The 26,447-nt window shown below is 63.0% G+C and carries 23 protein-coding genes; 15 read left to right on the top strand and 8 right to left on the bottom strand.

Going from position 1 to position 26,447, the window contains the following annotated elements:
- The first annotated feature begins 144 nt into the window (after positions 1–144).
- The 3 genes from FMF02_RS08430 to FMF02_RS08420 all read left to right on the top strand — a co-directional run bounded on the left by FMF02_RS08430 (position 145) and on the right by FMF02_RS08420 (position 4,355).
- Positions 145–831, top strand: a complete 687-nt coding sequence (locus tag FMF02_RS08430; protein ID WP_019130208.1) for a hypothetical protein — start codon at positions 145–147, stop codon at positions 829–831.
- A 29-nt stretch (positions 832–860) separates the two neighbouring features.
- Complete coding sequence (locus FMF02_RS08425) at positions 861–2,063, top strand: TlpA family protein disulfide reductase (RefSeq protein WP_141412828.1); 1,203 nt, start codon at positions 861–863, stop codon at positions 2,061–2,063.
- A gap of 72 nt (positions 2,064–2,135) precedes the next feature.
- A complete protein-coding gene (locus tag FMF02_RS08420; RefSeq protein ID WP_141412826.1) occupies positions 2,136–4,355 on the top strand; it encodes a S9 family peptidase in 2,220 nt (739 codons plus the stop codon).
- Positions 4,356–4,747: 392 nt separating this feature from the next.
- Here the strand turns inward: FMF02_RS08420 and greA are convergent, their stop codons facing one another.
- Positions 4,748–5,224 carry a transcription elongation factor GreA gene (greA, locus tag FMF02_RS08415; protein WP_019130211.1) on the bottom strand — a complete coding sequence of 159 codons (477 nt, stop codon included), beginning with the start codon at positions 5,222–5,224 and terminating at the stop codon, positions 4,748–4,750.
- 173 nt (positions 5,225–5,397) lie between these two features.
- Between greA and cls the strand changes: the two genes are divergently transcribed.
- Entirely contained in the window at positions 5,398–6,741 is a 1,344-nt protein-coding gene (gene cls, locus FMF02_RS08410; RefSeq protein ID WP_141412824.1) for a cardiolipin synthase, read from the top strand.
- A gap of 43 nt (positions 6,742–6,784) precedes the next feature.
- Complete coding sequence (locus tag FMF02_RS08405; protein WP_141412822.1) at positions 6,785–7,375, top strand: DNA-3-methyladenine glycosylase I; 591 nt, start codon at positions 6,785–6,787, stop codon at positions 7,373–7,375.
- A gap of 48 nt (positions 7,376–7,423) precedes the next feature.
- Here the strand turns inward: FMF02_RS08405 and FMF02_RS08400 are convergent, their stop codons facing one another.
- Positions 7,424–8,488, bottom strand: a complete 1,065-nt coding sequence (locus FMF02_RS08400; protein WP_019130214.1) for a DUF4435 domain-containing protein — start codon at positions 8,486–8,488, stop codon at positions 7,424–7,426.
- Positions 8,489–9,065: 577 nt separating this feature from the next.
- Between FMF02_RS08400 and FMF02_RS08395 the strand changes: the two genes are divergently transcribed.
- The 7 genes from FMF02_RS08395 (at position 9,066) to FMF02_RS08365 (ending at position 17,632) form a co-directional block, all read left to right on the top strand.
- Positions 9,066–9,437, top strand: a complete 372-nt coding sequence (locus FMF02_RS08395) for a translation initiation factor (protein WP_019130215.1) — start codon at positions 9,066–9,068, stop codon at positions 9,435–9,437.
- A gap of 172 nt (positions 9,438–9,609) precedes the next feature.
- The gene (locus tag FMF02_RS08390) at positions 9,610–12,528 is read left to right on the top strand and encodes a DUF2268 domain-containing putative Zn-dependent protease (RefSeq protein WP_244611551.1); all 2,919 of its coding nucleotides are present in this window, start codon (positions 9,610–9,612) and stop codon (positions 12,526–12,528) included.
- A gap of 33 nt (positions 12,529–12,561) precedes the next feature.
- On the top strand, positions 12,562–13,002 hold the full coding sequence (locus tag FMF02_RS08385; protein ID WP_141412820.1) for a hypothetical protein: 441 nt from the start codon (positions 12,562–12,564) through the stop codon (positions 13,000–13,002).
- 48 nt (positions 13,003–13,050) lie between these two features.
- Complete coding sequence (locus FMF02_RS08380) at positions 13,051–15,450, top strand: transglycosylase domain-containing protein (RefSeq protein ID WP_019130218.1); 2,400 nt, start codon at positions 13,051–13,053, stop codon at positions 15,448–15,450.
- A 26-nt stretch (positions 15,451–15,476) separates the two neighbouring features.
- On the top strand, positions 15,477–15,953 hold the full coding sequence (locus FMF02_RS08375; RefSeq protein ID WP_141412818.1) for a GNAT family N-acetyltransferase: 477 nt from the start codon (positions 15,477–15,479) through the stop codon (positions 15,951–15,953).
- Positions 15,954–16,087: 134 nt separating this feature from the next.
- The gene (locus FMF02_RS08370; RefSeq protein WP_019130220.1) at positions 16,088–17,089 is read left to right on the top strand and encodes an aspartate-semialdehyde dehydrogenase; all 1,002 of its coding nucleotides are present in this window, start codon (positions 16,088–16,090) and stop codon (positions 17,087–17,089) included.
- A gap of 138 nt (positions 17,090–17,227) precedes the next feature.
- Positions 17,228–17,632 carry a hypothetical protein gene (locus FMF02_RS08365; RefSeq protein WP_026074856.1) on the top strand — a complete coding sequence of 135 codons (405 nt, stop codon included), beginning with the start codon at positions 17,228–17,230 and terminating at the stop codon, positions 17,630–17,632.
- Positions 17,633–17,721: 89 nt separating this feature from the next.
- Here the strand turns inward: FMF02_RS08365 and recN are convergent, their stop codons facing one another.
- The 5 genes from recN to FMF02_RS08340 all read right to left on the bottom strand — a co-directional run bounded on the left by recN (position 17,722) and on the right by FMF02_RS08340 (position 22,920).
- Complete coding sequence (gene recN, locus FMF02_RS08360; RefSeq protein WP_141412817.1) at positions 17,722–19,368, bottom strand: DNA repair protein RecN; 1,647 nt, start codon at positions 19,366–19,368, stop codon at positions 17,722–17,724.
- A gap of 4 nt (positions 19,369–19,372) precedes the next feature.
- Positions 19,373–20,569, bottom strand: a complete 1,197-nt coding sequence (gene coaBC, locus FMF02_RS08355; RefSeq protein ID WP_141412815.1) for a bifunctional phosphopantothenoylcysteine decarboxylase/phosphopantothenate--cysteine ligase CoaBC — start codon at positions 20,567–20,569, stop codon at positions 19,373–19,375.
- Positions 20,570–20,597: 28 nt separating this feature from the next.
- Positions 20,598–20,921: a DNA-directed RNA polymerase subunit omega gene (locus FMF02_RS08350; protein WP_019130223.1), complete on the bottom strand. Its 324-nt coding sequence runs from the start codon at positions 20,919–20,921 to the stop codon at positions 20,598–20,600.
- Positions 20,911–21,738 (bottom strand): outer membrane protein assembly factor BamD, encoded by an 828-nt coding sequence (locus tag FMF02_RS08345; protein WP_019130224.1) that lies wholly within the window; start codon positions 21,736–21,738, stop codon positions 20,911–20,913. The genes FMF02_RS08350 and FMF02_RS08345 overlap by 11 nt, the downstream gene beginning before the upstream one ends.
- A 171-nt stretch (positions 21,739–21,909) precedes the next feature.
- Positions 21,910–22,920: a DUF4837 family protein gene (locus tag FMF02_RS08340; RefSeq protein WP_141412813.1), complete on the bottom strand. Its 1,011-nt coding sequence runs from the start codon at positions 22,918–22,920 to the stop codon at positions 21,910–21,912.
- Between the two features lie 221 nt (positions 22,921–23,141).
- Here FMF02_RS08340 and FMF02_RS08335 point away from each other — a divergent pair, with 221 nt between their 5' ends.
- Positions 23,142–23,750: a polysaccharide deacetylase family protein gene (locus FMF02_RS08335; protein ID WP_179952756.1), complete on the top strand. Its 609-nt coding sequence runs from the start codon at positions 23,142–23,144 to the stop codon at positions 23,748–23,750.
- A 147-nt stretch (positions 23,751–23,897) separates the two neighbouring features.
- Here the strand turns inward: FMF02_RS08335 and FMF02_RS08330 are convergent, their stop codons facing one another.
- On the bottom strand, positions 23,898–24,995 hold the full coding sequence (locus tag FMF02_RS08330) for a hypothetical protein (RefSeq protein ID WP_162502288.1): 1,098 nt from the start codon (positions 24,993–24,995) through the stop codon (positions 23,898–23,900).
- Positions 24,996–25,100: 105 nt separating this feature from the next.
- On the opposite strand from FMF02_RS08330, the gene FMF02_RS08320 reads away from it, so the two are divergent.
- Both FMF02_RS08320 and efp read left to right on the top strand, forming a co-directional pair.
- Positions 25,101–25,655 (top strand): UbiX family flavin prenyltransferase, encoded by a 555-nt coding sequence (locus tag FMF02_RS08320; protein ID WP_019130228.1) that lies wholly within the window; start codon positions 25,101–25,103, stop codon positions 25,653–25,655.
- 220 nt (positions 25,656–25,875) lie between these two features.
- Positions 25,876–26,442: an elongation factor P gene (efp, locus tag FMF02_RS08315; RefSeq protein WP_019130229.1), complete on the top strand. Its 567-nt coding sequence runs from the start codon at positions 25,876–25,878 to the stop codon at positions 26,440–26,442.
- Positions 26,443–26,447: the final 5 nt, after the last annotated feature.

Below are 26,447 nucleotides of genomic sequence, written 5' to 3'. Positions count from 1 at the left end.
CACGGACCCGACACATGCGGCCCGCGCCGGAAACGGCAGCCGCGGCAGTCCGGAAGGCCCCGCGCGAACGGCGCGACGCATAATTTACGGCAAGTGCGAAAAGATTTTAATTTTCAACGCTTAAATTTTTAATTTCACAATCCGATGGACCCTTCACCGCTACGAGCGAAAATCCTCGAAACCATCGTTCGCAAATCGAGCCTCAAACAGCAGGTCTTCGACAACACGTTCGCCACGTTCAACGAACTGAAAGACATCCTGTTCGAAATGTCGTCCGAGTGGGACGACGAACTCGACGGCCGCATCGACCGCCGCGTGCGGATCGAATACCGCGACCGCGGCAAGTTCGAAACGCAGTTCCAGGTGGCCAGCGACCTGCTGATCTTCCGGATGCACACCGACGTCTTCGAATTCGACGCCAACCACCTCGTCTGGCAGAGCCCCTACGTGCAGGCCGACCGCGACAACTCCTACTGCGGGATCATCGACATCTACAACTTCCTGTCGGACTCGTTCAAGTTCAACCGCAACGCCGACGAAGGCTACCTGATCGGCCGCATCTTCATCAACCGCGAACGGTGCTACTTCGTCGAGGGGAAACGCCAGACCTCGATGCGCCCGATCGCCTTCGGCCGCGCCGCCATTACGCGCGAAGCGCTCGTCGGAATCCTCGAAACGGCGATCGCCTATTCGCTGGACTTCGACCTGCTGACGCCTCCCTACGAGGACGCCAAGCGCGTGACGGTCGACCAGTTCAACACCAAGATGGACAACTCGAAGTTCGTCACGGGCAAACGCCTGGACTACGACTTCGACGTGGAGGACATCTGACTGCTCCCGACCACCCGGCTTTCCGAACCATGAAACCGATCTGCCTCCTATTCGTGCTTCCGCTGCTCGGCACGGGCTGCCGGACGGAGCAGTCGGCCTATCTCGAAAAGGCCCTTTCGCAACTCGAACGCATCGAACGGGTCGCCTACTGGAGAAGTTCGGAGAGCTATCTCCCGGGCGACACGATTCCCCGACGTTACCTGCGCTACTACGTCGAGCAGCGCAACCGCGCCGACACGACGCTGCGCCACAGCTACCTCTCCTATTACAACGCCGACGACACGACACGCATCGACGGAGGATACGACGGAACGATCGCCGTCGATCTCGACCACGACAGGCGCGAAGTGGTCATCGACGACTTCTCGATTCCCCGAGCGCCCTACCGCCTGACGGACATGACCTTTTTCTGCCGGGCGGAGGCCATCCTGCGCTACGTGCTCACCACCTCCGATCCGATCCGCACCGAGTTCACCCCCTGCGGCGACGGATACCGCCTGCGCCTGGACATCGATCGAGACTGCGTAGTCGAATTCTGGGGCCGCCCCTACTACAACCGCCCGCCGCGCGAACTGTTTCCCGAAGCGGAGCACTCGGCCTACGAAATCGTCTTCGACAGCGAGCGGATGCCCCGCAAACTGCGGCGCGAACAGACGCACCAGATCACCGTCGACTCGGTCTTCGACGTGCGCATCGACTACGAGCCGCAAGCGCCGCTCCGGCTGGAAGCGTATTACCCCGACGGCTACATGCTGCGCAAGCGCAAGCTGCGGAACCAAGCCAAGAAGCCCTACGACATCGTGGGCCGGCAGGCGCCCGACTGGACGCTCGTCGACGCCGATTCGACGGCCGTATCGCTCGGCGACCTGCGCAGCCGCGTGCTGCTCATCCAGTTCACCGGCATCGGCTGCGGCCCCTGCCACGCCTCGATCCCCTTCCTGCGCTCGCTCGAAGAGCGTTACACCCCCGCCGACGTCGGTGTGGTCGCAATCGAAACGTGGGGCACGCCGCTCCGCTCGATCGGCGTCTACGTGCGGCGCAACCGGATCAATTACCCGATGCTGGCCGGAACGGACGAAACGGTAGACGCCTACCTGCCCGACCGGGCGGTGCCCGTCTACCTGCTCGTCGACGCCGAACGGCGCGTGCGCCACGCCTTCCGCGGCTATACCCCCGCCGAGAGCGACCGCACGATCACCGAGGCGATCGACAGCCTGCTACACGAACAATAACGGCGCGCACGGCGGCGTTCGCAGACCGGACGCCCGTCCGCGGGTACGCCGAACAAAAAAAGAGAATACGACATGCGAATATCGAAATTACCGACCCTTTTCCTTGCGCTGCTGGCCTGCTCGACGGCCGCTGCACAGGCGTTCGACTACGACGACATCGCCGACGGACGCTTCCGTCCGGCACAGTTGGCGGGCATCCGCCCCACGGCCGACGGCGAACACTACACCACGATCCGCGACGGCAACATCTTCCGCCACCGCTATGCCGTCGACGACGCGGGCACGGCCTTGCTGCCCGCAGCCGCGGAGGAGGGCGCCGTGGCCCTCGATTCGCTCGACCGCGCCACCGGCACGTGGTGCGACGCCGGCAGCCGCAGGCTCGACATAGCCGACTATGCGATCGCTCCGGACGGCGGAGTGCTCGTGGCCGACGGCGCCGAACCGATCTATCGCCACTCGTTCACCACGCACTACCTCTACTACGACGGCCGGCGCCTGCGCGAGATTCTGCTCGGCATCCCCTCCCCGCGCGACGCCGTCTTCACGCCCGACGGCCGCAACATCGTCTTTTCGAGCCGCAACAACCTGTATGTCTACAATATCGAACGGCAGGGCACGCGGCAGATCACCCGCGACGGCCGCTGGAACGAGACGATCAACGGCACGACCGACTGGGTCTACGAGGAGGAGTTCGGCTTCACGCGCGCCTTCGCCGTCTCGCCCGACTCGCGGCGCATCGCCTACCTGCGTTTCGACGAGTCGCGCGTGCCGCTCTTCGAGATGATGCGCTACGACGGCGCGCTCTACAACCGCGCCTACGACTTCAAATACCCCAAGGCGGGCGACGCCAATTCGGTGGTGACGCTCCACGTCTTCGACCTCGAAACGGGCCGCACGACGAAGGTCGACACCGGCGCCGACACCACGCAATACATTCCCCGCATCGGCTGGACGCCGCGCGGGGAGTTGTGGTACGAGACCCGCGACCGCCGTCAGCAGCAGATCGTCTTCCGCCGACTGGCGGCCGACGCGCTCACGGCGCCGCAGGCGGAGCAGCAGACGATCTACCGCGAGCGTTCGCCCCGCTATGTGGCCCACGAAACCGACCGTTCGTTCCGCTGGATCGACGGCGGACGCCGCTTCCTCATTATGCAGGAGACGGCGACGGGCTGGATGCACCTCTACCTCGGCGAGCCCGGCGAACCGCTGCGGGCGCTCACCGAAGGGCGCTGGGAGGTGACCGGCATCGTCGGAGCCGACGACCGCGCGGTCTACTACACCTCGACCGAGCGGTCGCCGCTCGAACGCAACCTCTACGCCGTCGACTACAAGGGACGGCACAAACGCCTGCTCACGCCCGACAAGGGGTTCCATACGATCGCTCCGAGCGCCGGAATGCGCTACTACATCTCGACCTTCTCGTCGGCCGACGATCCGGGGCGGGTGGAGATCTGCGACGCCCGGGGACGCACCGTGCGCACCGTGGCCGACAACGCCGCCCTGCGCCGTCTGGCCGACAGCATCCGTCTGCCGCGCAAGGAGTTCTTCACCTTCACGACCGAACGCGGCGACACGCTGGGCGGCTACATCGTCCGCCCCGCAGGGTTCGATCCCGCACGCCGCTACCCCTGCCTGCTGACGCAGTATTCGGGGCCCGGCTCGCAGACGGTGCAGAACCGCTGGAAACTCGACTGGGAAGACGTGCTGGCACAGCGGGGCTACGTGGTAGTGGCTACCGACGGCCGCGGCACGGGCTACCGCGGCGAGGCGTTCAAGAAGAGCACCTACGGCCAGCTGGGGCGTCTCGAAGTCGAAGACCAGCTGTCGACGGCACGCTACATGGCCGCGCAGCCGTGGATCGACGCCGAGCGCATCGGCATCTACGGCTGGTCGTACGGCGGCTTCATGGCTCTCTCGTGCGCCTGCAAGGGCGACGGGCTGTTCAAGGCGGCCGTCGCCGTGGCGCCCGTCACCTCGTGGCGTTACTACGACACGATTTACAGCGAGCTCTACAACGGCCTGCCGCAGGAGAATCCCGCAGGATACAACGAAAACGCACCGCTCATGCTGGCGCCGCTGCTGCGCGACGACCGCACGCGGCTGCTGCTGATCCACGGCACGGCCGACGACAACGTCCATTTCCAGAACTCGGCGGAGATGATCCGCGCACTGACCGACGCAGGCAAGGAGTTCGATCTGATGATCTACCCCGACCAGAACCACTCGATGCAGCCCGACTACACGCGGCAGATCCGCCGGCGGATGATCTCCTTCGTCGAACGCAACCTGTAACGGGCCGCCGCTGCGTTTCCACAGGCAGCGGATCCGGCAGGCTGCCCGTCGCAACGCAACAAGGTTAACGCACCGGCACACGGCCGGACAACTATTCGAATCGAACGATGACAACAACGCCGACCCTCGTACCCGTCCAGCCTCCGCGCCTCCGTGCGGTGCGGAGAGCGCCGGCCGTCGGGCAATCCCGCGCAGAGCGCCGAAGACCCGGCGTCCGCGGTATCGGAGCTACGGGGCCTTTCGCCGCGGAGAGGGCACTCCCCGCATCGCCCGTCCGCCGCACCCGACGCAGCACGCTCTGCGGCCGGCCGCACGCCGCCGCCTCCCCGTGCCGCAAAAACGACGGGGCCGCCCCGAAGGACGGCCCCGCAGAAGGCGGGAAAACCGCAGCGTCAGATCGAAATATCCAGAATCTCGAAGTGGATCGTACCGGCGGGAACCTCCACGTCCACCCGATCGCCCTTCTTCTTGCCCAGAAGCGCCTTGGCAATGGGCGTACCGATGGCGAGTTTGCCCTCGCGCAGGTTCGCTTCGTTTTCCGATACGATCGTGTAGCACATCTGCTTCCCGTTGGTATGGTTCAACAGCGTCACCCGCGAGAGAATCTGCACCTTGCTCTTGTCGATCTTCGATTCGTCGATGACACGCGCGTTGGCGATCGTCTCTTCCAGTTTGGCGATCCGCATTTCGAGCAGCCCCTGCGCTTCGCGGGCAGCGTCGTACTCCGCGTTCTCCGACAAATCGCCCTTGTCGCGCGCTTCGGCAATGGCTGCCGAGATCGCCGGACGCTCGACCGACCTCATGTGGTCGAGATCGTCTTTGAGTTTTTTGTAACCCTCAGCCGTCAGATAAATAATCTCCTTTGCCATAATAAATATCTCCCTTTTAAAGTTTTTCAATACAACAAAAAAATAAGAATTCCAATCTTGCGATCAGAACCCCATATAGCCTGTTTTCTACACAAAGATAAAAAGTAATTTCTTAATTTCCAAATATTTTTTTTGGCACAGAGTATGCCGCGAACCAAAAACCGACCCTGATCATGTATCTTTTCCTCACCGCATATCTCTTGCTGGCAATCCCCTCGGCGGCAGCCGTACTGCGGCAGAAGCAGACGCCCGTGGTAGCGATCGCATGGCTGCTGGCCATCGTGCTCCTGCCGATCGGCGGCAGCCTGTTCTACCTGCTGGCGGGATACCGCAAACCCGTGCGGGACGTGCCGCCCACCGACAGCCGGCCGGCGGCCGGCATCGAGCGGATGCTGTGGTACGGCTGTTCGACGCGCGTCCGCTACCGCAACCGCGTGGAACAGCTCCACGACGGCGGCGAAGCCTTCGCCGCGCTGATCTCCGCCTTGCAGGGTGCCCGCCGCTACATCCATCTCTCCTACTACATCTTCGCCGACGACCGCATCGGCCACGCCATCGCCGACATCCTCGTCCGCAAGGCGCGTGCCGGCGTGGAGGTACGGCTGCTTTACGACGCCATCGGTTCGTGGAAACTTTCCGAACGGTTCGTGAGGCGGCTCCGCGGCGCAGGAATCGAGGTGCGCGCCTACGCGCCGCTGCGGTTCCCGTGGTTCTCGCCGCGCGCCAACCGGCGCAACCACTCCAAGATCGCCGTCATCGACGGCCGCACGGGATTCGTGGGCGGCATCAACATCGCCGAACGCTACCTCGACGGCGACGCGCTGGGGCGCTGGCGCGACGAACACCTGCGCATCGAGGGCGAAGCCGTCGACGACCTGCAACGGCTCTTCGCGGCCGACTGGGCGCTGGAAGGCGGCGAACCGTTGTCGGAGGGACTTTACGCGGCCGCGCCGGCGGACGATCTGCCCTGCTCCCCGCTCCAAATCGCATGGACGCGCGAAGACCGTTCGCGCACGACGCTGACCGATCTCTTCGCGCAGCTCATCGAGGAGGCGCGGCACACGCTGCGCATCTCGTCGCCCTATTTCCTGCCGCCGCCCGCGCTCTACGAAGCGTTGCTGCGCGCCGTGCGGCGCGGGTGCCGCGTGCTGGTGATGCTGCCCGCACGCAGCGACGTGTGGCTCGCCCGCCGCGCCACGGACGCCTATCTGGGTGAACTGCTCGGCGCGGGAGTCGAGATCTTCCGCTTCCGCGGCGGATTTCTCCACGCCAAACGGCTCATTGCCGACGAGCGCGTCGCCTCGGTCGGCACGGCCAACTTCGACTACCGAAGTCTGGAATACAACACCGAGGCGACGGCGCTGCTGCTCGATTCCGCGACGGTGCGGCAGGCGATCCGGCGCTTCGACGAAGACCTCGCCTCGTGCACTCCGATCGATCCCGAAGCGTGGCGGCGCCGCTCGGTGCGCTACCGGCTGGGCGACCGCATCGCACGGCTCTTCGCACCGCTGCTGTAACAAACGGCGACTTGCATAGGTTTCAGAATAGAAAAAAATTACGATGAACGATCTGATAAACGCCCGCTGCGGCTGGGCCGGTACGGACGAACTCTACGTCAAGTACCACGACGAAGAGTGGGGCAAACCCGTCGACGACGACCGGATCCTGTTCGAGTTTCTGGTGCTCGAAAGCGCGCAGGCGGGACTGTCCTGGATCACGATTCTCCGCAAACGCGAAGGATACCGCAAGGCCTTCCACCGTTTCGACCCGGAGCGGGTGGAGCAGATGACGCCGGAAGAGGTCGACCGGCTGATGCGATTCGACGGAATCGTCCGCAACCAATTGAAAATCACCGCTGCAATCAACAATGCCAAGCTATTCAGGGCAATTCAGAAAGAGTTCGGCAGCTTCTACGAATACGTGCTCTCCTTCTTTCCCGGCCGGCAGCCGATCGTCAACGATTTCAAGAGCCTGAGCCAGATTCCCGCCACCTCGCCCGAATCGGACGCAATGAGCCGGGACATGAAAAAGAGAGGATTCAAATTCTTCGGATCGACGATCTGCTACGCCTTCTTGCAGGCCACGGGGTTCGTGAACGACCACCTGACGGGCTGCCGCTGCAAAGGCGGCCGGCAACAGACGGCCCCCTGAGCATAACCCTCCGCACGACCGTCACGACCGCCGGGAACGATCCGCACGTCAGGGGCGGACGATCATCGCGTCGCCGAAGACTTCGCGCATTCGTTTCTCGCCCAATACGCTCAGCAGATACCGCTCGATGTCGCACTGCAAACGGCGGAACAGGAAGCAATCGGTATAGTTTTCGTTGTCGAGCAGCACGTCGCGGATCGATCGCAGCGAATTGGTGTAGTTGGACATCTCGTTTTTGAGCGCCACCCCCTTTTTCGAAGAGGCCGTGATCTTGGCGATCGACAGTTCGCGCAACTTCTCGCAGACGGTGTTCAGCAGCACGATCACCACATTGTCCATGAGCGTGTGGCCGTGCATGAAAAGATAGGTGTTCTCCGGCGTCACGCCCCGCCGGAAGAGTTTTTCGGCGAAAGCGCGTTTCGGTTCGATCATCTCGGCATGGCGTTCGCGCAACGCCTGATCTCGGCGTGCGACGTTGCGGCGCAGCCACGCCAGCGTCCGCAGCCCGTTGTGTTCGATTTCGAGGAAGTTGAGCCGCACCGACGCACGGAAATCGGCCAGCGTGAAGATGTGTTCCGACTCCTGCTGCGCCGAGTAGGCGTACCACAGAAAGAGCGGATAGATGATGCGCGAGTAGTCGGCCATGAACCGCTCGAAGTCGAAGATGCGCGTATCGTTCTTCGTGGCGCGCACGCAGACGTTGTGCAGCGACGGCGCATAGCAGAGGTAATTCTCCGTGGCGTAGGCGTAGGTGTGGAACATGCGGTCGCAAGAGAGCAGTTCGCGCGACTGCTCCGTCGAGTTATGAAACAGGTAGTCGAAATCGGAATCGACGCACAGCAACAGTTCGTCCGACGCCTGCGGAATCATTCCGAGCAGCACCTTCTTGCCCTTGGGCAGGTCTTCGCGCGAAGGAACGGAGATTTCGAAACGCAGATAGGGGTTGGTGAAGCGGTCGAAGACGCCCCGCCAGAAGGCGACGTCCTCGTACCCCTCGACGAACACCCGCACCAACCGTTGCGACGAATGGACGGGCAGTGCCTTCGGCAACTCTTTGCACCGGGAACCGAACGGATTCAGCCGCCCCAGCTTATCAACGAATTTTCGGCTCATACTGTGGCCAAAGATAATATTTTATTACTTTTGCACAAAACAAAACCGCCCGAAAAGACGTTCGGATCGGAGATAGAGGACAAACCCGCGACCGTTTCCGACAAAACCGGAGAAGGGAAGGCCGGAGGGCGGCGAATCCCGCCTGCGGAAGAACGGGCCCCGCGGCGGACGACGATGACACGCCCCGAACCGCGGAAACGAACCGACGAAAACGAACGAATCCGACACCGAAAAAGCCCCGCCCTTTTCAAAGGAAGGGGACAGAGGGGAGGGATTGTCGAAGTCCGCGAAGCGGCTATGCGCGGCTGGCGCGACGACACGCCCCGAACAACGGAAACGAACCGACGAAAACGAACGTTTTCGCTAAGCCAAATGGGCAGAGCCGCGCTTGCGCGAGCTATGCCATGGCGAGAAAACGACTGTTGAAAACGAACCATTTCGTTAAGCCGAATGCAGAGCCGAACGAAGTTCGGGCTATGCCGAGGCGAGAAATGGAAGAAAGAAATCCAACCATTTCGTTAAGCCGAGTGCAGAGCCGAACGGGTGTCCGAGCTATGCCGAGGCGAAAAATGGACGAATGAAATTCAACGACATGAAACAGCACGACGCTAACGATTGGAAATCGCGGTTGGGAATGGTCTATTCGACCGATCCCGACTTCCGATACACCACCGACGAGGTGGAAGAGCCAGAAACCCTGCCGCCCGACAAACAGACGCTGCGCGTATGGCTCGACCGCAAGCAGCGTGCCGGCAGGGTGGTGACGCTCGTGCGGGGATTCCGCGGCACGGCGGCCGACTTGGAGGCGCTGGGGCGGATGCTCAAACAGCGCTGCGGCGTCGGCGGGTCGGTCAAGGAGGGCGAGATCATCGTCCAGGGCGACCACCGCGACCGCATCGTCGAGATCCTGCTGCGTGCGGGCTACGGCTGCAAGAAGGCGGGAGGATGACACGGATCGCAAACCAGACGACCGGCCCGAACCGAACCGCACCGGCTAAAATCCGTGCGATCCGCCGGATCGCACCACCCGCAACCTCCGGCGACGGAGATTCGCTTCGTCCGCATGACGCAGACCGCAGCCCCGCAAGGCGAATCGGGACAACCACTTAAAAACAAACCTGTTGACACGCACCATCCGACATACGCTGCTCGTGGCAGCGCTGCTGCTCGCCGCGACCGTCGCGCGGGCGCAATATTACAGCTGGGGGGCCGACGCCGCCTCGCTGCGCTGGCGGACGATCCGCACCCCCGACGTGCAGGTCATCTTCCCCGACACGGCCGGCGCGATCGCACGGCGCACGCTCCATTTCATCGAAGCCGCGCGGCCCTCGATCGGCTACGGATTCCGCCACGGGCCGTTGAAAATCCCGTTCGTCATGCACCCCGAGAACTTCCGCTCGAACGGGCTGGTGATGTGGCTGCCCAAGCGCGTGGAGTTCCTCACCTCGCCCGCGATCGACAGCTACTCGATGCCGTGGTACAAGCAGCTCGTGGCGCACGAATACCGCCACGCCGTGCAGTACAACAACCTCAACCGCGGCGTCATCAAGGGATTGAGCTACGTGCTCGGACAGCAGGGTTCGACCGTGGGGCTGCTGCTGCTGCCCATCTGGCTCATCGAAGGCGACGCCGTGCAGATGGAGACGCAGATGTCGTCGTTCGGCCGTGCGCTGCAACCGTCGTTCACCATGGAGTACCGCGCCCTCGGCGACGCCGTGCGCAGCCGCCGCAACATCGACCGCTGGTTCTGCGGCTCGTACCGCACCAACGTGCCCGATCACTACCACCTGGGCTACCAGATCGCTGCCTACGCCGACACGCGCTACCGCGAGAACATCTGGGACAAGGTAGCGTGGTACGGGGCCCGCAACCCCTACATGATCTTCACCACCTCGATCGCGCTGAAAAAATTCTATCGCACCGACGTGGGTACGCTCTTCGCCGAGACGTTCGACGGGCTGAACTACTACTGGAACGCCCTGCCCGCCCGGCGCAATTCGTCGCGCTATCTCTCGGCGGAGCCGGTGGAGAGCTACACGACCTACGCCTTTCCGCTGGCCGTCGACGCGCAGCGGGTCCTCGCGCTCAAAACCGACTACGACCGCCCGACGCGCTTCGTTACGATCGACACGGAGTCGGGACGCGAACGCGCCGTGGCCTACACGGGCAGCGTCTCCACGCGGCCGGCCTACGCCGACGGGCGGGTCTGGTGGACGGAGTACCGGCGTTCGACGCTCTTCGAGCAGCGGGTCAACTCGCAGCTCTGCTACATGGATCTCGACCGCGGCAAGCCCAAAGCCGTGCGCGGGCGGCGCCATGCGCTCTACCCCACGCCGACCGACCGCGGGCTGGCATGGGTCGAATACTCGCCCGACGGGCGTTTCGCCGTCACGGGCGAGGCGGGTGTGCAACACTGGGAGGCTCCGGCGCAGACCGAACTGCACGGACTGGCGTGGGACGACCGCACCGCGCGGCTCTACTTCCTGGCCACCGACGATTCGGGCATGTGGCTCGGCCGCATCGAACCCGACGGGACGGCCACTCATCTGACCGAAGGGGCCTACATCACGCTGAGCGACCTCACGGCCCGCGACGGGCGGCTCTATTTCGGATCGATCGCTTCGGGCTACGACGAGGTGCATTGCTACGACCTGGCCACGGGGCGCCAGTACCGGCTCTCGACCTCGACCTACGGCTCGTTCTCGCCGTCGGCCGACGGCGAGGGCAACGTGCTGATGACCACCTACGACGCCGAAGGCTACCACGCCGCACGGCAGCCGATCGACACGCTACGCCCCGTGCGGCCGTCGCGCCTGCCGCGCAACGTCGTCAATCCGCCGCGCCGCAAATGGCCCGTGGCGAATCTCGACACGGTGCGTTTCACGGCGGCCGACTCCGTCTCGTCGGCCGCACGCCACCGCGCGCGCCGCTACTCGCGGCCGCTGCACCTGTTCAAGGTGCACAGCTGGATGCCCGTGGCCGTCAACCCCTTCAAGATCATCGACGAACACGACATCGACGTGCAGTTGGGCGTGACGCTCGTCTCGCAAAACCTCCTCTCGTCGGCCGAGAGCTACCTCGCCTATGCGTGGAACCACGCCGAAGGGTCGGTCGTCAAGGGCAGCCTGCGTTACAACGGGCTGGGCGTCGAACTGGAAGCAGCCGGCACCTACGGCGGCAATCAGGTGATCTATGCGGCGGGACAGGCCCAGCCGCAGCCTATCCCGGACAAATACTACTCGCTCTCGGCGGGCGCCACGCTGCCGCTGGTCTTCGCCGCAGGTTACCGCACCCGCATGCTGAGCCTCTCGGCCGCATGGAACTTTTCGAACGGGCTGGTGGCCAACGTCGGGAAACTCACCTACGACGAGGCGACGCACAGCTTCACCAATCTCCAGCACATCGGCTACCGCGAAGGGCTGCACAAGCTCACCTTCGGCATCGGCTATTCGAACTCCGTGCAGCTCGCCCACCGCGACTTCATAACACCGCGCGGCTACGTGCTGAGCGCTTCCTATGCGCTCAACCCCACCAACGACCATTTCAGCGACCTTATCTCGGTCTACGGCAAGCTCTACACGCCGGGCTTCGCGCCGCACAACTCGCTGACGGCGGCCGCCACCTACCAGACCTCGATCGGCGGGTTCAAAAACCCGGCGGGCGAGTCGTTCCTTTCCTACAAGTCGGCGCGGCTGATCCCGCGCGGCTTCGACTCGAACGACATCAACAGCCGCAACTACTTCGCCGCGTCGCTCGACTACCAGCTGCCCGTGTGGTATCCCGAAGGGGGCATCCCCTCGGTGCTCTACTTCAAGCGCATCCGGCTGAACCTCGGCGCCGACTACGGGCAGTTCGACGCCTTCGACTACCGGAAAGGACGTACCGAGACGCGGCGCATCCACTCCTTCGGCGGCGACCTCTACGTCGACTTCAACGTTTTCCGCCAGCCCGCGTCGGCCACCTCGACGCTGCGGCTGTCGTTCTACGCGCCGAGCAAGGGCGGTCTGTGGTGGTCGGCCTCGCTGGGACTGCCGTTCTAACCGAACCGAAACCGAACCGAAACCGAACCGGACATGAAAAGAATCCTCCCGCTGCTATTCGCGCTCTGTGCCGGCAGCGCCCTGCCGCCCCTGTCGGCACGGAACCTGCCGGCCGGCGAAACGCCGCAAACGACCGCCCCCGCCGCGAACGAAGCCGAACGCTTCATCCGGCATTTCTATATGAACTGCGTCTTCGGGAATGCCGCGTGCGGCCCGATTCTGGAAAAATGCTGTACGCAGCGTCTGCTCCGAAAACTGCGGGCCGATTACGGCTACGACGGCGAAGGGTATGCGGTATGGCTATTCCGCACCGGTGCGCAGGACGGGCCGGACGACGTGTCGGAGATAAGAGAGGTAGCCTCGCTGGGCGACGGACGCTACCGGGTGGACTTCGTCGACATGGGTACGGAAGGGCGCCGAATCGTGAAAATAGTCGATGAAAACGGCGCAATGAAAATCGACGCCGTTGAATAAATCAAAAAATTCGTACCTTTGTCACTCGACAAAAACCGCTGACGCAACGTGAAAAAGAAGACGCAGGGCGCACCTGCCCCCAACTATGTGAAATGGCTGTGGTATGCGGCCCTCACACCCTTCGTACTGCTGGCCGCGATGCTTACCCTGACGGCGCTGGGAGCCTTCGGGCGCATGCCCTCGTTCGAAGAGTTGGAGAACCCGCGCAGCAACATCGCCACGGAAATCTACTCCGAGGACGGCAAGGTGCTGGGAACCTTCTTCGTGCAGAACCGTTCCTACGTGCAGTACGAGGAGCTGTTCGCCTCGGACTCGGTGACCCGCACCTCGATCAACGGCCGCGAAGTGCCGCCGATCGTCGCGGCGCTCATCGCCACCGAGGACGCCCGCTTCGACTCGCATTCGGGCATCGACATCCCGTCGCTCATCCGCGTAGGGGTGAAGACGATCCTCTTGCAGAACCGTTCGGCAGGCGGAGGATCGACCATCACGCAGCAGCTGGCCAAGAACCTCTTCCCGCGCGACACGGTACGCCGCCAGAGCGCGCTGCTGCGCAAAGGCAAGCTCGTGCTGGCGAAATTCAAGGAGTGGATCACGGCGCTCAAACTCGAATACAACTACACCAAGGAGGAGATCGCCGCGATGTACCTCAACATCGTGGAGTACGGATCGAACGCCTACGGCATCAAGTCGGCGGCGCACACCTTCTTCAACAAAACGCCCGACCAGCTCAACTTGCAGGAGGCCGCCGTGCTCGTAGGCGTGGTCAACGCACCGACGCGCTACTCGCCGGTGCGCAACTACGACAACGCCATGGCCCGTCGCAACCTCGTGCTCGCGCGCATGGCCGAAGCGGGCGCCATCACGCACGCCGAGCGCGACTCGCTCTCGGCGCTGCCCATTACGCTCAACTACCGCCCCGTCTCGCACAACGACGGGCAGGCGACCTACTTCCGCGAGATGCTGCGGCAGGTGATGAACGCCCGGCCCCCCAAGCGCCGCAACTTCTACACCGAATGGGATTACGAGCAGGCCGTCAAGGAGTACGAGAACAACCCGATCTACGGCTGGTGCCACAAGAACACGAAGGCCGACGGCACGCCCTACAACATCTACAAGGACGGGCTGAAAATCTATACCACGATCAACTCCACGATGCAGCAGTACGCCGAGGAGGCGATGCTCAAACAATTGCGCACGGTCATCCAGCCCAAGATGGACGCCCAGTACCGTTCGACCAAGGTGCTCTTCCAGAACACGTCGGCCGAAGAACGCGAGAAGATCGTGCGGCAGGCGATGCGCTACTCCGACCGCTACCGCGCCCTCAAAGAGGAGGGGCGCAGCGAGGCCGAGATCGACCGCATCTTCCGCACGCCCTGCCCCACGCGGGTCTTCACCTACCGCGGCGAACGCGACACGATCCTCTCGCCGCGCGACTCGATCCTCCACCACAAACGCATCATGCGCGCCGGATTCGTCGCCATTGAACCGCAGACGGGCCGCGTCAAGGCCTACGTCGGCGGCCCCAACTTCCGCTATTTCAAATACGACATGGCCAAGCAGGGCAAGCGGCAGATCGGCTCGACGATCAAACCCTTCGTCTATACATTCGCCATCGACCACCTCGGTTTGACGCCCTGCACGCCGGTGCCCAACCTGCCGGTGACGATCGATACGAGCAACGGCACGCCGTGGTCGCCCAAAGAGGCGAGCAAGGTGGTCTACGACGGCGAAATGCACCCCCTGAAATGGGGGTTGGCGCGCAGCCGAAACAACTACTCGGCGTGGATCATGAAGCAGGCCAAACAGCCCGAGGCGGTGGCCGACTTCATCCACAACATGGGCATCCGCTCGTTCATCGATCCGGTCTACGCGCTCTGTCTGGGCACCTCCGAATCGAGCGTCTTCGAGATGGTGAGCGCCTACTCGACCTTCGCCAACGGCGGCGTGCATACCGACCCGATCTTCGTGACGCGCATCGAAGACCGGCAGGGCAACCTGATCGCCACCTTCATTCCCGAATCGCAGGACGCCGTATCGGAGCGCACGGCCTACACGATGCTCACGATGCTGCAAAGCGTCGTGACGAACGGAACGGCCGGCCGGCTGAAATGGCAGTTCGATCTGGGCGACGCACAGCTGGGCGGCAAGACCGGCACCTCGCAGCGCAACCGCGACGCGTGGTTCATGTGCGTGGCCCCAAAGCTGGTGGCGGGTGCATGGGTCGGCGGCGAAGACCAGTCGGTACACCCGACCTACGGCGGCGAGGGCAGCATCATGGCCCTGCCGATCGTGGGAGAATTCTTCTCGACCGTCTACAAGAATCCGGCGCTCGGCATCTCCAAGCAGGACCGGTTCCGCCGCCCCGACCGCGTGACGGAGTACGACTGCGAGGAGGAGATGCAGCAGTCACAGTACACGGAGGAGGAAGAGGGATTCTTCGACTGATCCCGCCCCGGACAACATTCCGCAGCATGACAATCCGCGCCCCGAAACCCGAAGACGCCGCAGCTGTCGCAGCACTCTACAATCACTACGTGCTGCACAGCACGGCCAGTTTCGAGACCGAACCGCTCGATGCCGAACAGATGCGGTCGCGGTTGGAGAGCGCAACCGCCCGCCTCGTCTGCGAACGGGAGAGAGCGATCGTCGGATTCGGCTATACTCACGACTGGAAGGAACGTGCAGCCTACCGGCACACGCAGGAGGTGACCGTCTATGTCGCCCCCGACAGTACGGGACTCGGCATCGGCCGGCGGCTCGTCGAGCGGCTCGTCGCCGAATGCCGCACGACGGAGTGCCATGCGCTGGTCGCCTGCATCACCGCGGACAACGACCCGAGCCGCCGGCTCTTCGAATCCATCGGATTCCGCCGCGTGTCGCATTTCGAACAGGTGGGGCGTAAATTCGGCCGCTGGCTGGACGTCGTCGACTACGAACTGCTGCTCTGAGACGCCCGTTTTCCGCCGCAGCGGGCCGAAAAATCCGGCGGACGGCGGAAAATCGCGCGGATTTTCTTACTTTTGCTGCGGGAGGCATCCTTTTGACTCCCGAAGCGTTCAACCACACTTAAAGAAGATCGACCATGAAAATCGCAATCGTCGGCGCGAGCGGCGCCGTAGGTCAGGAGTTCCTGCGCATTCTCGAAGAGCGTCCCCTGCCGGTGGACGAACTGCTGCTGTTCGGATCGGAACGCAGCGCCGGACAAACCTATATGTTCCGCGGGAAACCCGTCACCGTCAAGCTGCTGCGACACAACGACGACTTCCGCGGCGTGGACATAGCCCTCACGTCGGCCGGAGCGGGCACGTCGCGCGAATTCGCCGAGACGATCACCCGCCACGGAACGCTGATGATCGACAATTCGAGCGCCTTCCGCATGGAGCCCGACGTACCGCTGGTCGTGCCCGAAGTCAACGGACGCGACGCGCTCGACGCTCCGCGCCGCATCATCGCCAACCCCAACTGCACCACCATTCAGATGGTGGTGGCGTTGCAGGCCATCGAGCGCGTGTCGCACATCCGCCGCGTGCACGTGGCCACTTACCAGTCGGCCAGCGGCGCAGGGGCGCAGGCGATGGCCGAACTCGAACGGCAATACGCCGACCTGGCCGAAGGCCGTGAGCCGAAGGTCGAGAAGTTCGCCTACCAGCTGGCCTACAACGTCATCCCCCATATCGACGTCTTCACCGACAACGACTACACCAAGGAGGAGATGAAGATGTACCACGAGACGCGCAAGATCATGCACTCCGACATCGAGGTGTCGGCCACCTGCGTGCGCGTACCCGTGATGCGTGCCCACAGCGAAAGCATCTGGCTCGAAACGGAGCGTCCCGTCTCGCCCGACGAGGCGCGCGCGGCGTTCGAAGCGGCCGAGGGGATCGTCGTGATGGACGATCCGGCGCAGAAGGTCTACCCGATGCCGCTCTTCATCGCCGGCAAAGACCCCGTCTACGTGGGGCGTATCCGCCGCGACGTGACCAACCCCAACGGACTGGCGTTCTGGTGCGTGAGCGACCAGATACGCAAGGGTGCGGCGCTCAACGCCGTGCAGATCGCCGAGTGGCTGCTCAAAAACCGGTAACGGGCTTTCGGCCGGAAAGCCGCCGCCCCACGCAGCCGAGCGGAAGAGAGTTTAATTTCCGGCGCTTCATTTTAATTGCAAATTGCACTATCTTTGCGGCGGGATTGCCTGCCGTGCGGCGGGCGAACGATCGGAACTATGAAAAAACATTTGGGACTTCTGACGGTACTGGCCGTCATCGCATTGACCGTATTCTTCTATTTCCGCTTCTTCTTCGTCTTCGGCGAAGGGGTCAAGAGCGGTGAGTTGAACTATGTCGTCTACAAGGGAGTCCTTTTCAAGACGTACGAAGGCAAACTCATCCAGACCGGCATCCGCTCCAAGGAGGCGGGATCGATCCAGTCCTACGAATTCGAGTTCTCGGTCGAAGACCCTGCGCTTGCGCGGGAACTGATGCTCCAAGGGGGCCGGACGCTCGAACTGCACTATAAGGAGTATTTCGGAGCGCTGCCCTGGCGGGGCTTTACGAAATTCATCGTCGACAGCATCGTCACCATCGGGCCGCCCGTCCGCCGGGGCGTGGAGCTGCCGCCGGTGCAGTGACAGCGGCCGAACCGGCCGACAAACGAAAGGCGTGACACCGCAACGGTATCACGCCTTTACTTTGCAAAGGCCGGAGCGACCGACGGGGATTATTTCCCGCCGAGCAGAATGCGCGCCTGCGTCATCGCTGCCTCGGTGACTTCGCTGCCCGAAAGCATCTTGGCGATCTCGGTCGTCCGTTCGTCGGGAGTCAGGCGGGCGATATGCGTCTCGCCGTCGCGTTTGTAAACCACGAAGTGCGTCGACCCCTTCGAGGCGACCTGCGGCAGGTGGGTGATGTCTACGACCTGCATCGTTTCGGCCAGCGCGCAGATGATCTCGCCCATCGCGTCGGCGATGCGCCCCGAAACGCCCGTGTCGATTTCGTCGAAGAGAATGGTCGGCAGCTGCATCCGCCGCGCCAGCAGCGCTTTGAGCGCCAGCATGACACGCGACAGCTCGCCGCCCGATGCGATCCGTTCGACGGCGGCGGGCGGCGTGGTGCGGTTCGCCGAGAAGCGGAATTCGACACGGTCGCGGCCTCCCTCCATCAACGCACCGCAGTCGACGACGGCCGCCTCGAAACGTGCGTCGGGCATTCCCAGCCGCACGAGCGTGGCGACGATCTGCCCGGCAAAGACCGGAGCTGCCTGCTCGCGCGTGCGGTGCAACTCGGAGGCCAGCAATTCGGCCTCGTTGCGGGCGGCTCCGATCTCGGTTTGCAAGGCGGCCAGTTCCTCGTCGGAGTGCGTAATGGCGTCGAGCTGTGCGGCATAGCGGTCTCTGAGCGCAATCAGTTCGCCCTCGTCGGCCGCACGGTGCTTCTGGCAAAGCGAATAGAGCGTATTGAGACGGTCGTCCACCTTCTGCAACCGTTCGGGGTTGGTCTCGATGCGCTCGCCGTCCTCGGCGAGCGTCGCGGCGATGTCTTTGAGCTCTTCGAGCACCGAACGCAGCCGTCGGGACAAGTCTGCGGCGTGGGGATAACTCCCGCCCAGCCGTCCGATCTCCACCTCGGCGTTCTTGACCTGCGCCAGCACCCCGATTTCGTCCCCGTCGAAGGCGTTGCGCACGGCCGTGATCGCCTCGCCGATCCGATCGGCATTGGCCAGCACGGCCTGTTCCGCTTCCAGTTCAGCGACTTCGCCCGCACGCAGACGCGCAGCCGTCAGCTCCTCCGCCTGGTAGCGGAGCCACTCTTCGTCGCGCCGGGCCGCGTCGGCCTCCGCACGCAGGCGGGCGCAGGTGCGCTGCAACTCCTGCAAACGCTCGTATTTGGCGCGATACGCCGCCCGCAGCTCGCCGTTGCCGGCCACGGTGTCGAGCGCTTCGGTGCGGAACTCCTCCGAGGCGAGGATCAGGTTCTGATGCTGCGAATGGATGTCGATGAGCCGGCTGCCGAACTCGCGCAGCTGTGCGAGCTGCACCGGCAGGTCGTTGATGTAGGCGCGGCTCTTGCCGGCAGGAGTTAGGATGCGCCGCACGACGGCTTCGTCGGCGTAGTCCAGGTCGTTGGCCTCGAAAAAGGGGCGCAGACCGTAGGCGGCGATGTCGAACACCCCTTCGATCACGCAGTTGCGCTGCGTGTCGCGCAGCGCAGCACCCTCGTTCTTGTTGCCCAGCAACAGCCCCAGCGCCCCAAGCAGGATCGACTTTCCGGCGCCTGTCTCACCCGTGATGATGTTCAGGCGGGGATCGAATTCGATTTCGAGCGAATCGATGAGGATGTAGTTGCTGACCGACAGACGGCGTAACATGGCGTTATTCGTTTATCAACGTTTCGATTTTATCGGCGATGCGGGCGGCCACCTCGCGTTTGGCGAGCAGCGGCAGCGGTTCGTTGCCCGACTCCGAGACGAAGGTCACCTTGTTGGTATCGCCGCGGAAACCCGCTCCGGCGTCGCGCAGCGAATTGAGCACGACGAAGTCGAAGTGCTTCCGGCGGAGCTTCTCGCGGGCGTGCGCCTCCTCGTCGTCGGTTTCGAGCGCGAATCCCACCAGCACGCGGCCGCCCTTGCGGCTGCCCAGTTCGGCAGCGATGTCCTTCGTGCGGCGCAGGCGGATCGTCAGCTCGCCGTCGCCTTTCTTCAACTTGCGGTCCGCACAGGTCTCGGGAGTGTAGTCCGCCACGGCGGCGCACATCACCGCGCCGTCGGCACGGTCGAAGGCCGCAGTCGCGGCACGGTACATCTCCTCGGCCGAGAGCACGTCGCAGCGCGTGACGCCCGCGGGCGTCGGCAGGGCCGTGCGGCCCGTGACGAGGGTGACCTCGGCGCCGCGTGCCGCCAGCTCGCCCGCAATGGCGTAGCCCATCTTGCCCGACGAGTGGTTGCTGATGTAGCGCACCGGATCGATCGCTTCGATCGTCGCGCCCGCCGTCACGACGAAGCGCTTACCGCACAGCGTCTTTTTTTTTTCGGCGAGAAGCCGCTCCGCGAAGGCGACGATCTCGGCCGGATCGGCCATGCGGCCCTTGCCGCTCAGGCCGCTGGCCAGTTCGCCGTCGCCCGGTTCGACGACCTGCACGCCCGTGCAACGCAGCGTGTCGAGATTGGCCTGCGTCGCGGCGTGGGCGTACATATCCAGATCCATCGCCGGGGCGACGACCACCGGCGCCCGCGACGAGAGGTAGGTCGTCAGCAGCAGGTTGTCGGCCACGCCGTGGGCCATTTTGGCCAGCGTATTGGCCGTGGCCGGCGCGATCAGGTAACAGTCGGCCCACTCGCCGAGCGCCACGTGGGAGTTCCACGCGCCGTTTTCGGGGTCGAAAAAGTCGACCAGAATGGGATTTTTCGACAGCGTGGCCATCGTCAGCGGCGTGATGAACTGCTTGGCCAGAGGCGTCATCACCACGCGCACGTCGGCGCCCGCCGTCTTCAATAAACGACACAGCACAGCCGCCTTGTAAGCCGCTATGCTGCCTGTGATTCCCAGTAGAATGTGTTTGTCCTTCAACATGGAAGCGGGTGGCTTACGCCCTTTCGGGTCAGTTCTCCGTCTTCGCGCCCTCCTTGAAGAAAAGCTCGCCGTCGAGGAACTCCTCGGTGGCGATGATCGCCGGTTTGGGCAGGCGTTCGTAGTAGCGCGAGATTTCGATCTGCTCGCGGTTCTCGAAGGTCTCCTCCAACGTGTCGGTCGTCGTCGAGAACTCGGCGAGTTTGCGGTTGAGCTCGGTCTTCAACTCGGCCGAGATCTGGTTGGCGCGGCGGGCGATGATGTTGACCGTCTCGTAGATATTGCCCGTTTCGCGATCCAGATCCACCAGCTTGCGGGTGATGGTGTTGTTGGGGATGTTCTTTTTAATTTCCATCTTGCGTATCGTTTTTTTGATTCTTAGCCAGATAATCCTTCGCCTCTTTGGCCATGCGGTCGACCTCCTTGCGGTGGGTCGATTCGGGGAACTCGGCGATGAAGGTATAGTAGGAGTCGAGCATCGAGAGATAACGGTCGGTCTGCTTGCGCTGCACCGAGTTGTGCGCCAGCTCGTAACCCGAACCGACGATCAGATACATCAGCTCTTCGCGGTGGGGCGTCTCGGGGTATTTCCGCAGGGCGTTTTTCAATGCCACGATCGCCGACTTGTGCTTGCCGATCTTGTAGTAGGTGTAGGCGTTCAGGAACTCCTTGTCGTGGAGCCGCCCCGTCAACTCGTTACGCATCTGCTCGAACTGCCCGTACTTCTCGCTGTCGGGATAACGCGACATGAACTCCGAAATGGCGACGATCGCCTGGCCGGTGACCGTCTGGTCGCGCTGGGGCGACGGCGAGAGGTAGTAGAAGCACATGGCGTACATCCCTTCGGCATCTTCGATGAAAGGACTGCGGCCGAAAGTGCGGCGGTAGGTGTCGAACAACTCCGAGGCCGTGTCGTAACTGCGGTTCTTGAAATGAGCGCGGGCGATGTAGAACGAAAGCGTGTCGGCCTTGCTGGTTCCCGAGTAGTAGTTTTCGACGTTCTGCAAAAGCGTGATGGCCTTGCTCCATTTTCCGGCATCGTACAATTCGACGCCCTTGGCGTAGATCGCTTCGGGATCGCCTCCCTTGATGAGGCGGTTGATGCCGCTGCACCCGCTCAGGGAGGCGCTCAGAGCCACGATACCGAGCAGGTAGAATAAGATTTTTTTCATCCTTTGGTTTGTTTCCGCGTGCAATACTCCACAGTCGTGCAAAGTTACGCATTATTTAACGAAAAACAAAACGAAAAATTGTCCGGCCCCGAACGAACCGGAGCGGGCGGCGATCGGGAATCGTCGTCCGGACGCGCACCGGCTGCGGAAACGACGGCTCCGAAAACGGCGCTATTCGTCCGCCGGCGTCTTGTCAGGCACGGAGATCAGGTAGAGCAGGTGTTCCAGTTCGCGCATGTAGTTGCGCTTGTGATTCTTGGGCGAGTAGACGTAGCAGTCGATCGTGAAGACGCGCTGCGTAGTCGTATCGACGGTCGTGTAGCTCACGAACGGACCGCCCATGAAGTCGTTCTTCACGTCCCAGAATCCGCGCAGCTCGACCCACAGCCGCCCTTCGAGCCGGAAGGTGCGCAGGTCGGGTTCGTAGACGTCGGCCGTAATCATGTAGGAGCCTTCCGACGGACCGGGGATGCGAGCCGCGAACCGGTTGCGCGCCTCGGTCAGCGCTTCGACCGTCAACGCCTGTTTGCCCGTGTAGGGGTAGGAGTAGATGAAAAATCCCTGGCTGGCCTGCGGAAATTCGTAGGAGATCCACAGGAAATCGTCGTCCTTCGCACGGAGCTTGTAGCCCTGCGGCACGGAGAAGTCGACGCCGAACTGCTCCTTGACCAGCCCCGTGAGAAACTTGTCGGGGAATTTGCGGCCGAAATCGATCGTGCGGTCGCGTTCGGCCTTTTCCAGCACGTAGAGCAACTCCCCGCGGTGCGCGCCGAGGTAGTCGACGAGCGACTGCTGGGTCGGCCCCTGCAACGTCACGACGATCTGCGGCTGGGCATAGAGGTCGTACTGCACGGCCGCTGCCGGCTCTTCGACCTCCGCGTCGACGAGTACCTGCAATACGTTGCGGTGACGCGTGACGAGATTCTCGAATCCGCTCGGCAGTACGCGCAGCACGTCGAAGAGCGGTTCGCGCTGGTTGAGTCCCGCGACGGGTTCGGTCAGAATGCTGCGCAGCGTATCGCCCAGCGCACCCTGCCATTCGGGCTGGTCGCAGACCACGATCAGTTCGTAGGGCGCACCCTGCGCGTTGATGCGCTGTTCGCCCAGCGTGCGGAACGCCTTGCAGCCGAAACACGACGCTGCGACGGCAAGCACGACGGCCAGTTTTACTACTCCTTTCATCGGTTCTATACGTTTTTGTGCGAGGAACGTGCGGACGCCGGTGCCGGAGACCGCCCCGTCCAGACGGAAATTCGTTCGCTGCAAAGATGGTGCAAGTCCCGCACGGCGTCGGATGCGATCCGCACGACCGGCCGCGCCGCCGCCTCTGCACGCGGGCTTCCGCCCTTGCAAAGATAGTATTTTTTGTCTACATTTGCACGGTCATTGTCTTCTAACCGCACATGCGTCTCAAACCGCCGAAATTCATCCGCTGGCTGATGCCCGACCTCATCTGGGAGATGAAGGACCGGTCGGCCGTCTACCTCACCTTCGACGACGGCCCCACGCCCGGCATCACCGAATGGATTCTCTCGACGCTGGACAAGTACGATGCCAAGGCGACCTTCTTCGTGCTGGGCAAGAACGCGGAGATGTATCCCGACCTCTACCGCCGCATCCTCGACGCCGGCCACCGCATCGGCAACCACACCTACTCCCACCAGAAGGGATGGGGCATGAGTCTCGAACGCTATATCGAAGACGTCGATTTCGCCAACGACCTGCTCCACACCGAACTGTTCCGCCCACCCTACGCCCGCATCACGCCGGCGCAGGCGCGTGCACTGGGCAAACGCTACAAGCTGGTGATGTGGGACGTCCTCTCGCGCGACTACAACCGCGCGCTGTCGCCCCGCACCTGCCTGCGCAACGTCACGCGCTACCTCGAAGGCGGGTCGATCGTCGTCTTCCACGATTCCGAAAAGTCGTTCCGCAACATGAGCTACGCCCTGCCGCGCACGCTTCAAGCCGTCCGCGACATGGGACTCAAATGCAAGGCGATCGACCTGTAAGCTGCACGCGCCGTCAGGCTGCGGGCGGACGCCGGGAAGCGCTCGTGCGGAAGTCCCCGCCCTGCGAAGCCCCCGCTCTACCCTGAAAATTACGGGGGCGTTCTCGCAAAGCGAGAACGCCCCCGTGCGGATTATCGCCGCAACGGGTTATTCGCCCGAATAGTAGGTCAGTTTGCCCATGTAGGTCGCCGTCACGTTGCGCCCCGCACCGTCTTTGAGTTTGAGTTCCAGCGTGTAGATATCTCCCTCGCGGCTCACGTCGACCATTCCCGAAACGAGGCGCGCTTCGACCTGGCGCCGCACCGAATAGAACCAGCAGCCCCAGTAACCGCCGTAGGAGGCGTCGTAGATGCCGGCGATCATCGTTCCCGCAGGCAGTTCCTCGGCGGTATTGGCGTCGAGAAGCGTATAAGGCCCGTCGGGGATGTAGTCGCCGGCGCCGTGCGTGACGTTGAACGCCAGCTGCACGGCGTCGCCCTGACCGTAGTTGATGTCCAGATCGTAGTCCGCCTCGGCCAGCACGACGTTCCACGCATCGGAACCCATCTCGTAGATGTCGCCGTAGTAGATCGCCATACCCTGCGTGAAGGTCAGCTCCACGTCCTCGGTCAGATTGCTCATGTTGCCGTCCAGCGTGCGGTTGTAGAACGCCAGCGGCCCGTAGTATTCGAAGTCGCAGACTTCGTCGTTTTCGAGCAGAAGCGAGCAGGTCACTTTATAAAGGCCCTCGATCATCTCGACCTTGGCCGAACCGCTCTGCGCCTCGGAATAGGTGAAATCGCCCTCGTCGTCGTGGCGCGCCAGATAGGTGTCGCCGTCGCCGTTGAGCGTTCCGGCCGGATAGCCACTCCCGACATTCATCGGATAGTCTCTGACGTCCAGCGCCGCGAAATCGGGGTCGGCCGCCAGCGAACCGTTGAAATCGAGGCAGAGGATATAGTAGCCTCCGGGATCGTTCTCGTCTTCGACGGTGAAGTTGATCCAATAGTTGCCCGTCCCTTCGTCGTGATAGTCGCCCTTGTAGTATCCTTCGGCCCTTACACCCTCCGTCAATGCGGGTGTGTCGGGAGTATCGGGTTCCCCGGGTTCTCCGGAGTCGTCATCTCCATCTCCCTCCCCCTCACCCGGCGTTCCGGGCGTTTCGTTCTGTTCGGGATCGGTCGCAGGATCGTCGTCGCTGCACGCAGGCGCCATGCAGACGAGGCAGAGGGCAGCCGCTGCCAGCAAAAGTTTTTCGAATCTCATATACTAACTAACCGTTAAAATTATACCGCAAATGTATAAAAAAATATTCTTTTTGCGACGATCGTGTCCGGATTCGCCGCGTATTTGTTAATTTTGTCTCCGCCTATGAAACTGATCCTTGCCGTTACCGCCGCCAGCGGCGCCGTCTACGCCCGCCAGACCGCCGAGCGCCTCGCCGCACTCGACTGCGTGGAATCCGTAGCACTCGTTTACAGCGACGTCGCGCCGACGGTCATGGCGCACGAAGGCGTCGCACTGCCCGACCACCCGAAGTTCGTCCGTTACGACAACCGCGACCTGTTCGCCCCGCCGGCCAGCGGTTCGGCGCGCTACGATGCGATGATCGTCGTGCCGTGTTCGGTCGGTACGGCCGGCCGGATCGCTTCGGGCGTGTCGCAGACGCTCATCGAACGGGCGGCCGACGTCATGCTCAAAGAGCGGCGGCGGCTGATTCTGGTCGTGCGCGAGACGCCCCTGTCGCTCATCCACCTGCGCAACCTCACGGCGCTGGCCGAGTGCGGCGCCGTCGTGCTGCCCGCCGCACCGTCGTTCTACGCCCGCCCCGCCGACATCGAATCGCTCTGCGCCACGGTCACCGAACGCATCGTCGCGCTCGTCTGCCCCGAAGCCGAGCATTACGAATGGGGGGCGGAGTCTTAGGCCGCAGACGGCCGGCATCGGTCGCAGCCATACGAATCGACGGAGCGAACCCTCCGCACGAGCGGCGGATACCGAACCCTCCGGCAGTTCGGGCGGATGTCTCCGCTCGCGGACGCACGCCCCTTCGGCAGGGAACTTTCGGCCCGGAATCTTGTATTTCCGATTTTTTTTGTAATTTTGTGCGCTATCGATCAATCACGTAAACAAAAACGATATTTTTATGGCAACAACCGCTGATATCAAAATCGGTGCTTGCATCGAGTTGGAGGGCAAGACGTTCCAGATCGTCGATTTCCAGCACGTCAAGCCCGGCAAAGGTCCCGCTTTCGTGCGCACGAAGCTCAAGAATCTGGAAAACGGCCGCGTGCTCGACAACACCTTCTCCGCAGGTGCGAAGGTGGAGTTCGTCCGCGTGGAGCGCCGTCCCTACCAGTTCACCTACGAGGACGACCTCGGAGCGCACTTCATGCACACCGAGACCTTCGAGGAGATCAACATCGACAAGGCGCTCATCACCAACTACGACCTGATGGCCGACGGCCAGATCGTCGAGGTGATGTTCCACACGGAGAAGGAGACCGTCCTCTCGGCCGAACTCCCTCCTATCGTAGACATGGAGGTGACCTACACCGAACCCGGCGTCAAGGGCGACACGGCGTCGACCAACTCGCTCAAACCCGCCACGGTCAACACGGGCGCCACGGTGCGCGTGCCGCTGTTCATCAATACCGGCGACAAGATCCGCGTCGACACCCGCACCCGCGACTACGTGGAGCGCATCAAGTAGCGAAC

Source organism: Alistipes communis, from assembly GCF_006542665.1.
GTDB lineage: Bacteria > Bacteroidota > Bacteroidia > Bacteroidales > Rikenellaceae > Alistipes > Alistipes communis.
The sequence above is the reverse complement of the archived record's forward strand: the minus strand, read 5'-3'. Positions and strand labels throughout refer to the sequence as shown.

Bases quoted from the DNA above. Each gene is read 5' to 3' on its own strand.
- FMF02_RS08425 (WP_141412828.1), top strand. From the start codon at position 861: ATGAAACCGATCTGCCTCCTATTCGTGCTTCCGCTGCTCGGCACGGGC.
- greA (WP_019130211.1), bottom strand. From the start codon at position 5,224: ATGGCAAAGGAGATTATTTATCTGACGGCTGAGGGTTACAAAAAACTC.
- recN (WP_141412817.1), bottom strand. From the start codon at position 19,368: ATGTTACGCCGTCTGTCGGTCAGCAACTACATCCTCATCGATTCGCTC.
- FMF02_RS08340 (WP_141412813.1), bottom strand. From the start codon at position 22,920: ATGAAAGGAGTAGTAAAACTGGCCGTCGTGCTTGCCGTCGCAGCGTCG.
- FMF02_RS08350 (WP_019130223.1), bottom strand. From the start codon at position 20,921: ATGGAAATTAAAAAGAACATCCCCAACAACACCATCACCCGCAAGCTG.
- FMF02_RS08405 (WP_141412822.1), top strand. From the start codon at position 6,785: ATGAACGATCTGATAAACGCCCGCTGCGGCTGGGCCGGTACGGACGAA.
- FMF02_RS08385 (WP_141412820.1), top strand. From the start codon at position 12,562: ATGAAAAGAATCCTCCCGCTGCTATTCGCGCTCTGTGCCGGCAGCGCC.
- FMF02_RS08395 (WP_019130215.1), top strand. From the start codon at position 9,066: ATGAAATTCAACGACATGAAACAGCACGACGCTAACGATTGGAAATCG.
- cls (WP_141412824.1), top strand. From the start codon at position 5,398: ATGTATCTTTTCCTCACCGCATATCTCTTGCTGGCAATCCCCTCGGCG.
- FMF02_RS08420 (WP_141412826.1), top strand. From the start codon at position 2,136: ATGCGAATATCGAAATTACCGACCCTTTTCCTTGCGCTGCTGGCCTGC.
- FMF02_RS08365 (WP_026074856.1), top strand. From the start codon at position 17,228: ATGAAAAAACATTTGGGACTTCTGACGGTACTGGCCGTCATCGCATTG.
- FMF02_RS08345 (WP_019130224.1), bottom strand. From the start codon at position 21,738: ATGAAAAAAATCTTATTCTACCTGCTCGGTATCGTGGCTCTGAGCGCC.
- FMF02_RS08375 (WP_141412818.1), top strand. From the start codon at position 15,477: ATGACAATCCGCGCCCCGAAACCCGAAGACGCCGCAGCTGTCGCAGCA.
- FMF02_RS08320 (WP_019130228.1), top strand. From the start codon at position 25,101: ATGAAACTGATCCTTGCCGTTACCGCCGCCAGCGGCGCCGTCTACGCC.
- FMF02_RS08330 (WP_162502288.1), bottom strand. From the start codon at position 24,995: ATGAGATTCGAAAAACTTTTGCTGGCAGCGGCTGCCCTCTGCCTCGTC.
- FMF02_RS08370 (WP_019130220.1), top strand. From the start codon at position 16,088: ATGAAAATCGCAATCGTCGGCGCGAGCGGCGCCGTAGGTCAGGAGTTC.
- efp (WP_019130229.1), top strand. From the start codon at position 25,876: ATGGCAACAACCGCTGATATCAAAATCGGTGCTTGCATCGAGTTGGAG.
- FMF02_RS08430 (WP_019130208.1), top strand. From the start codon at position 145: ATGGACCCTTCACCGCTACGAGCGAAAATCCTCGAAACCATCGTTCGC.
- coaBC (WP_141412815.1), bottom strand. From the start codon at position 20,569: ATGTTGAAGGACAAACACATTCTACTGGGAATCACAGGCAGCATAGCG.
- FMF02_RS08400 (WP_019130214.1), bottom strand. From the start codon at position 8,488: ATGAGCCGAAAATTCGTTGATAAGCTGGGGCGGCTGAATCCGTTCGGT.
- FMF02_RS08335 (WP_179952756.1), top strand. From the start codon at position 23,142: ATGCGTCTCAAACCGCCGAAATTCATCCGCTGGCTGATGCCCGACCTC.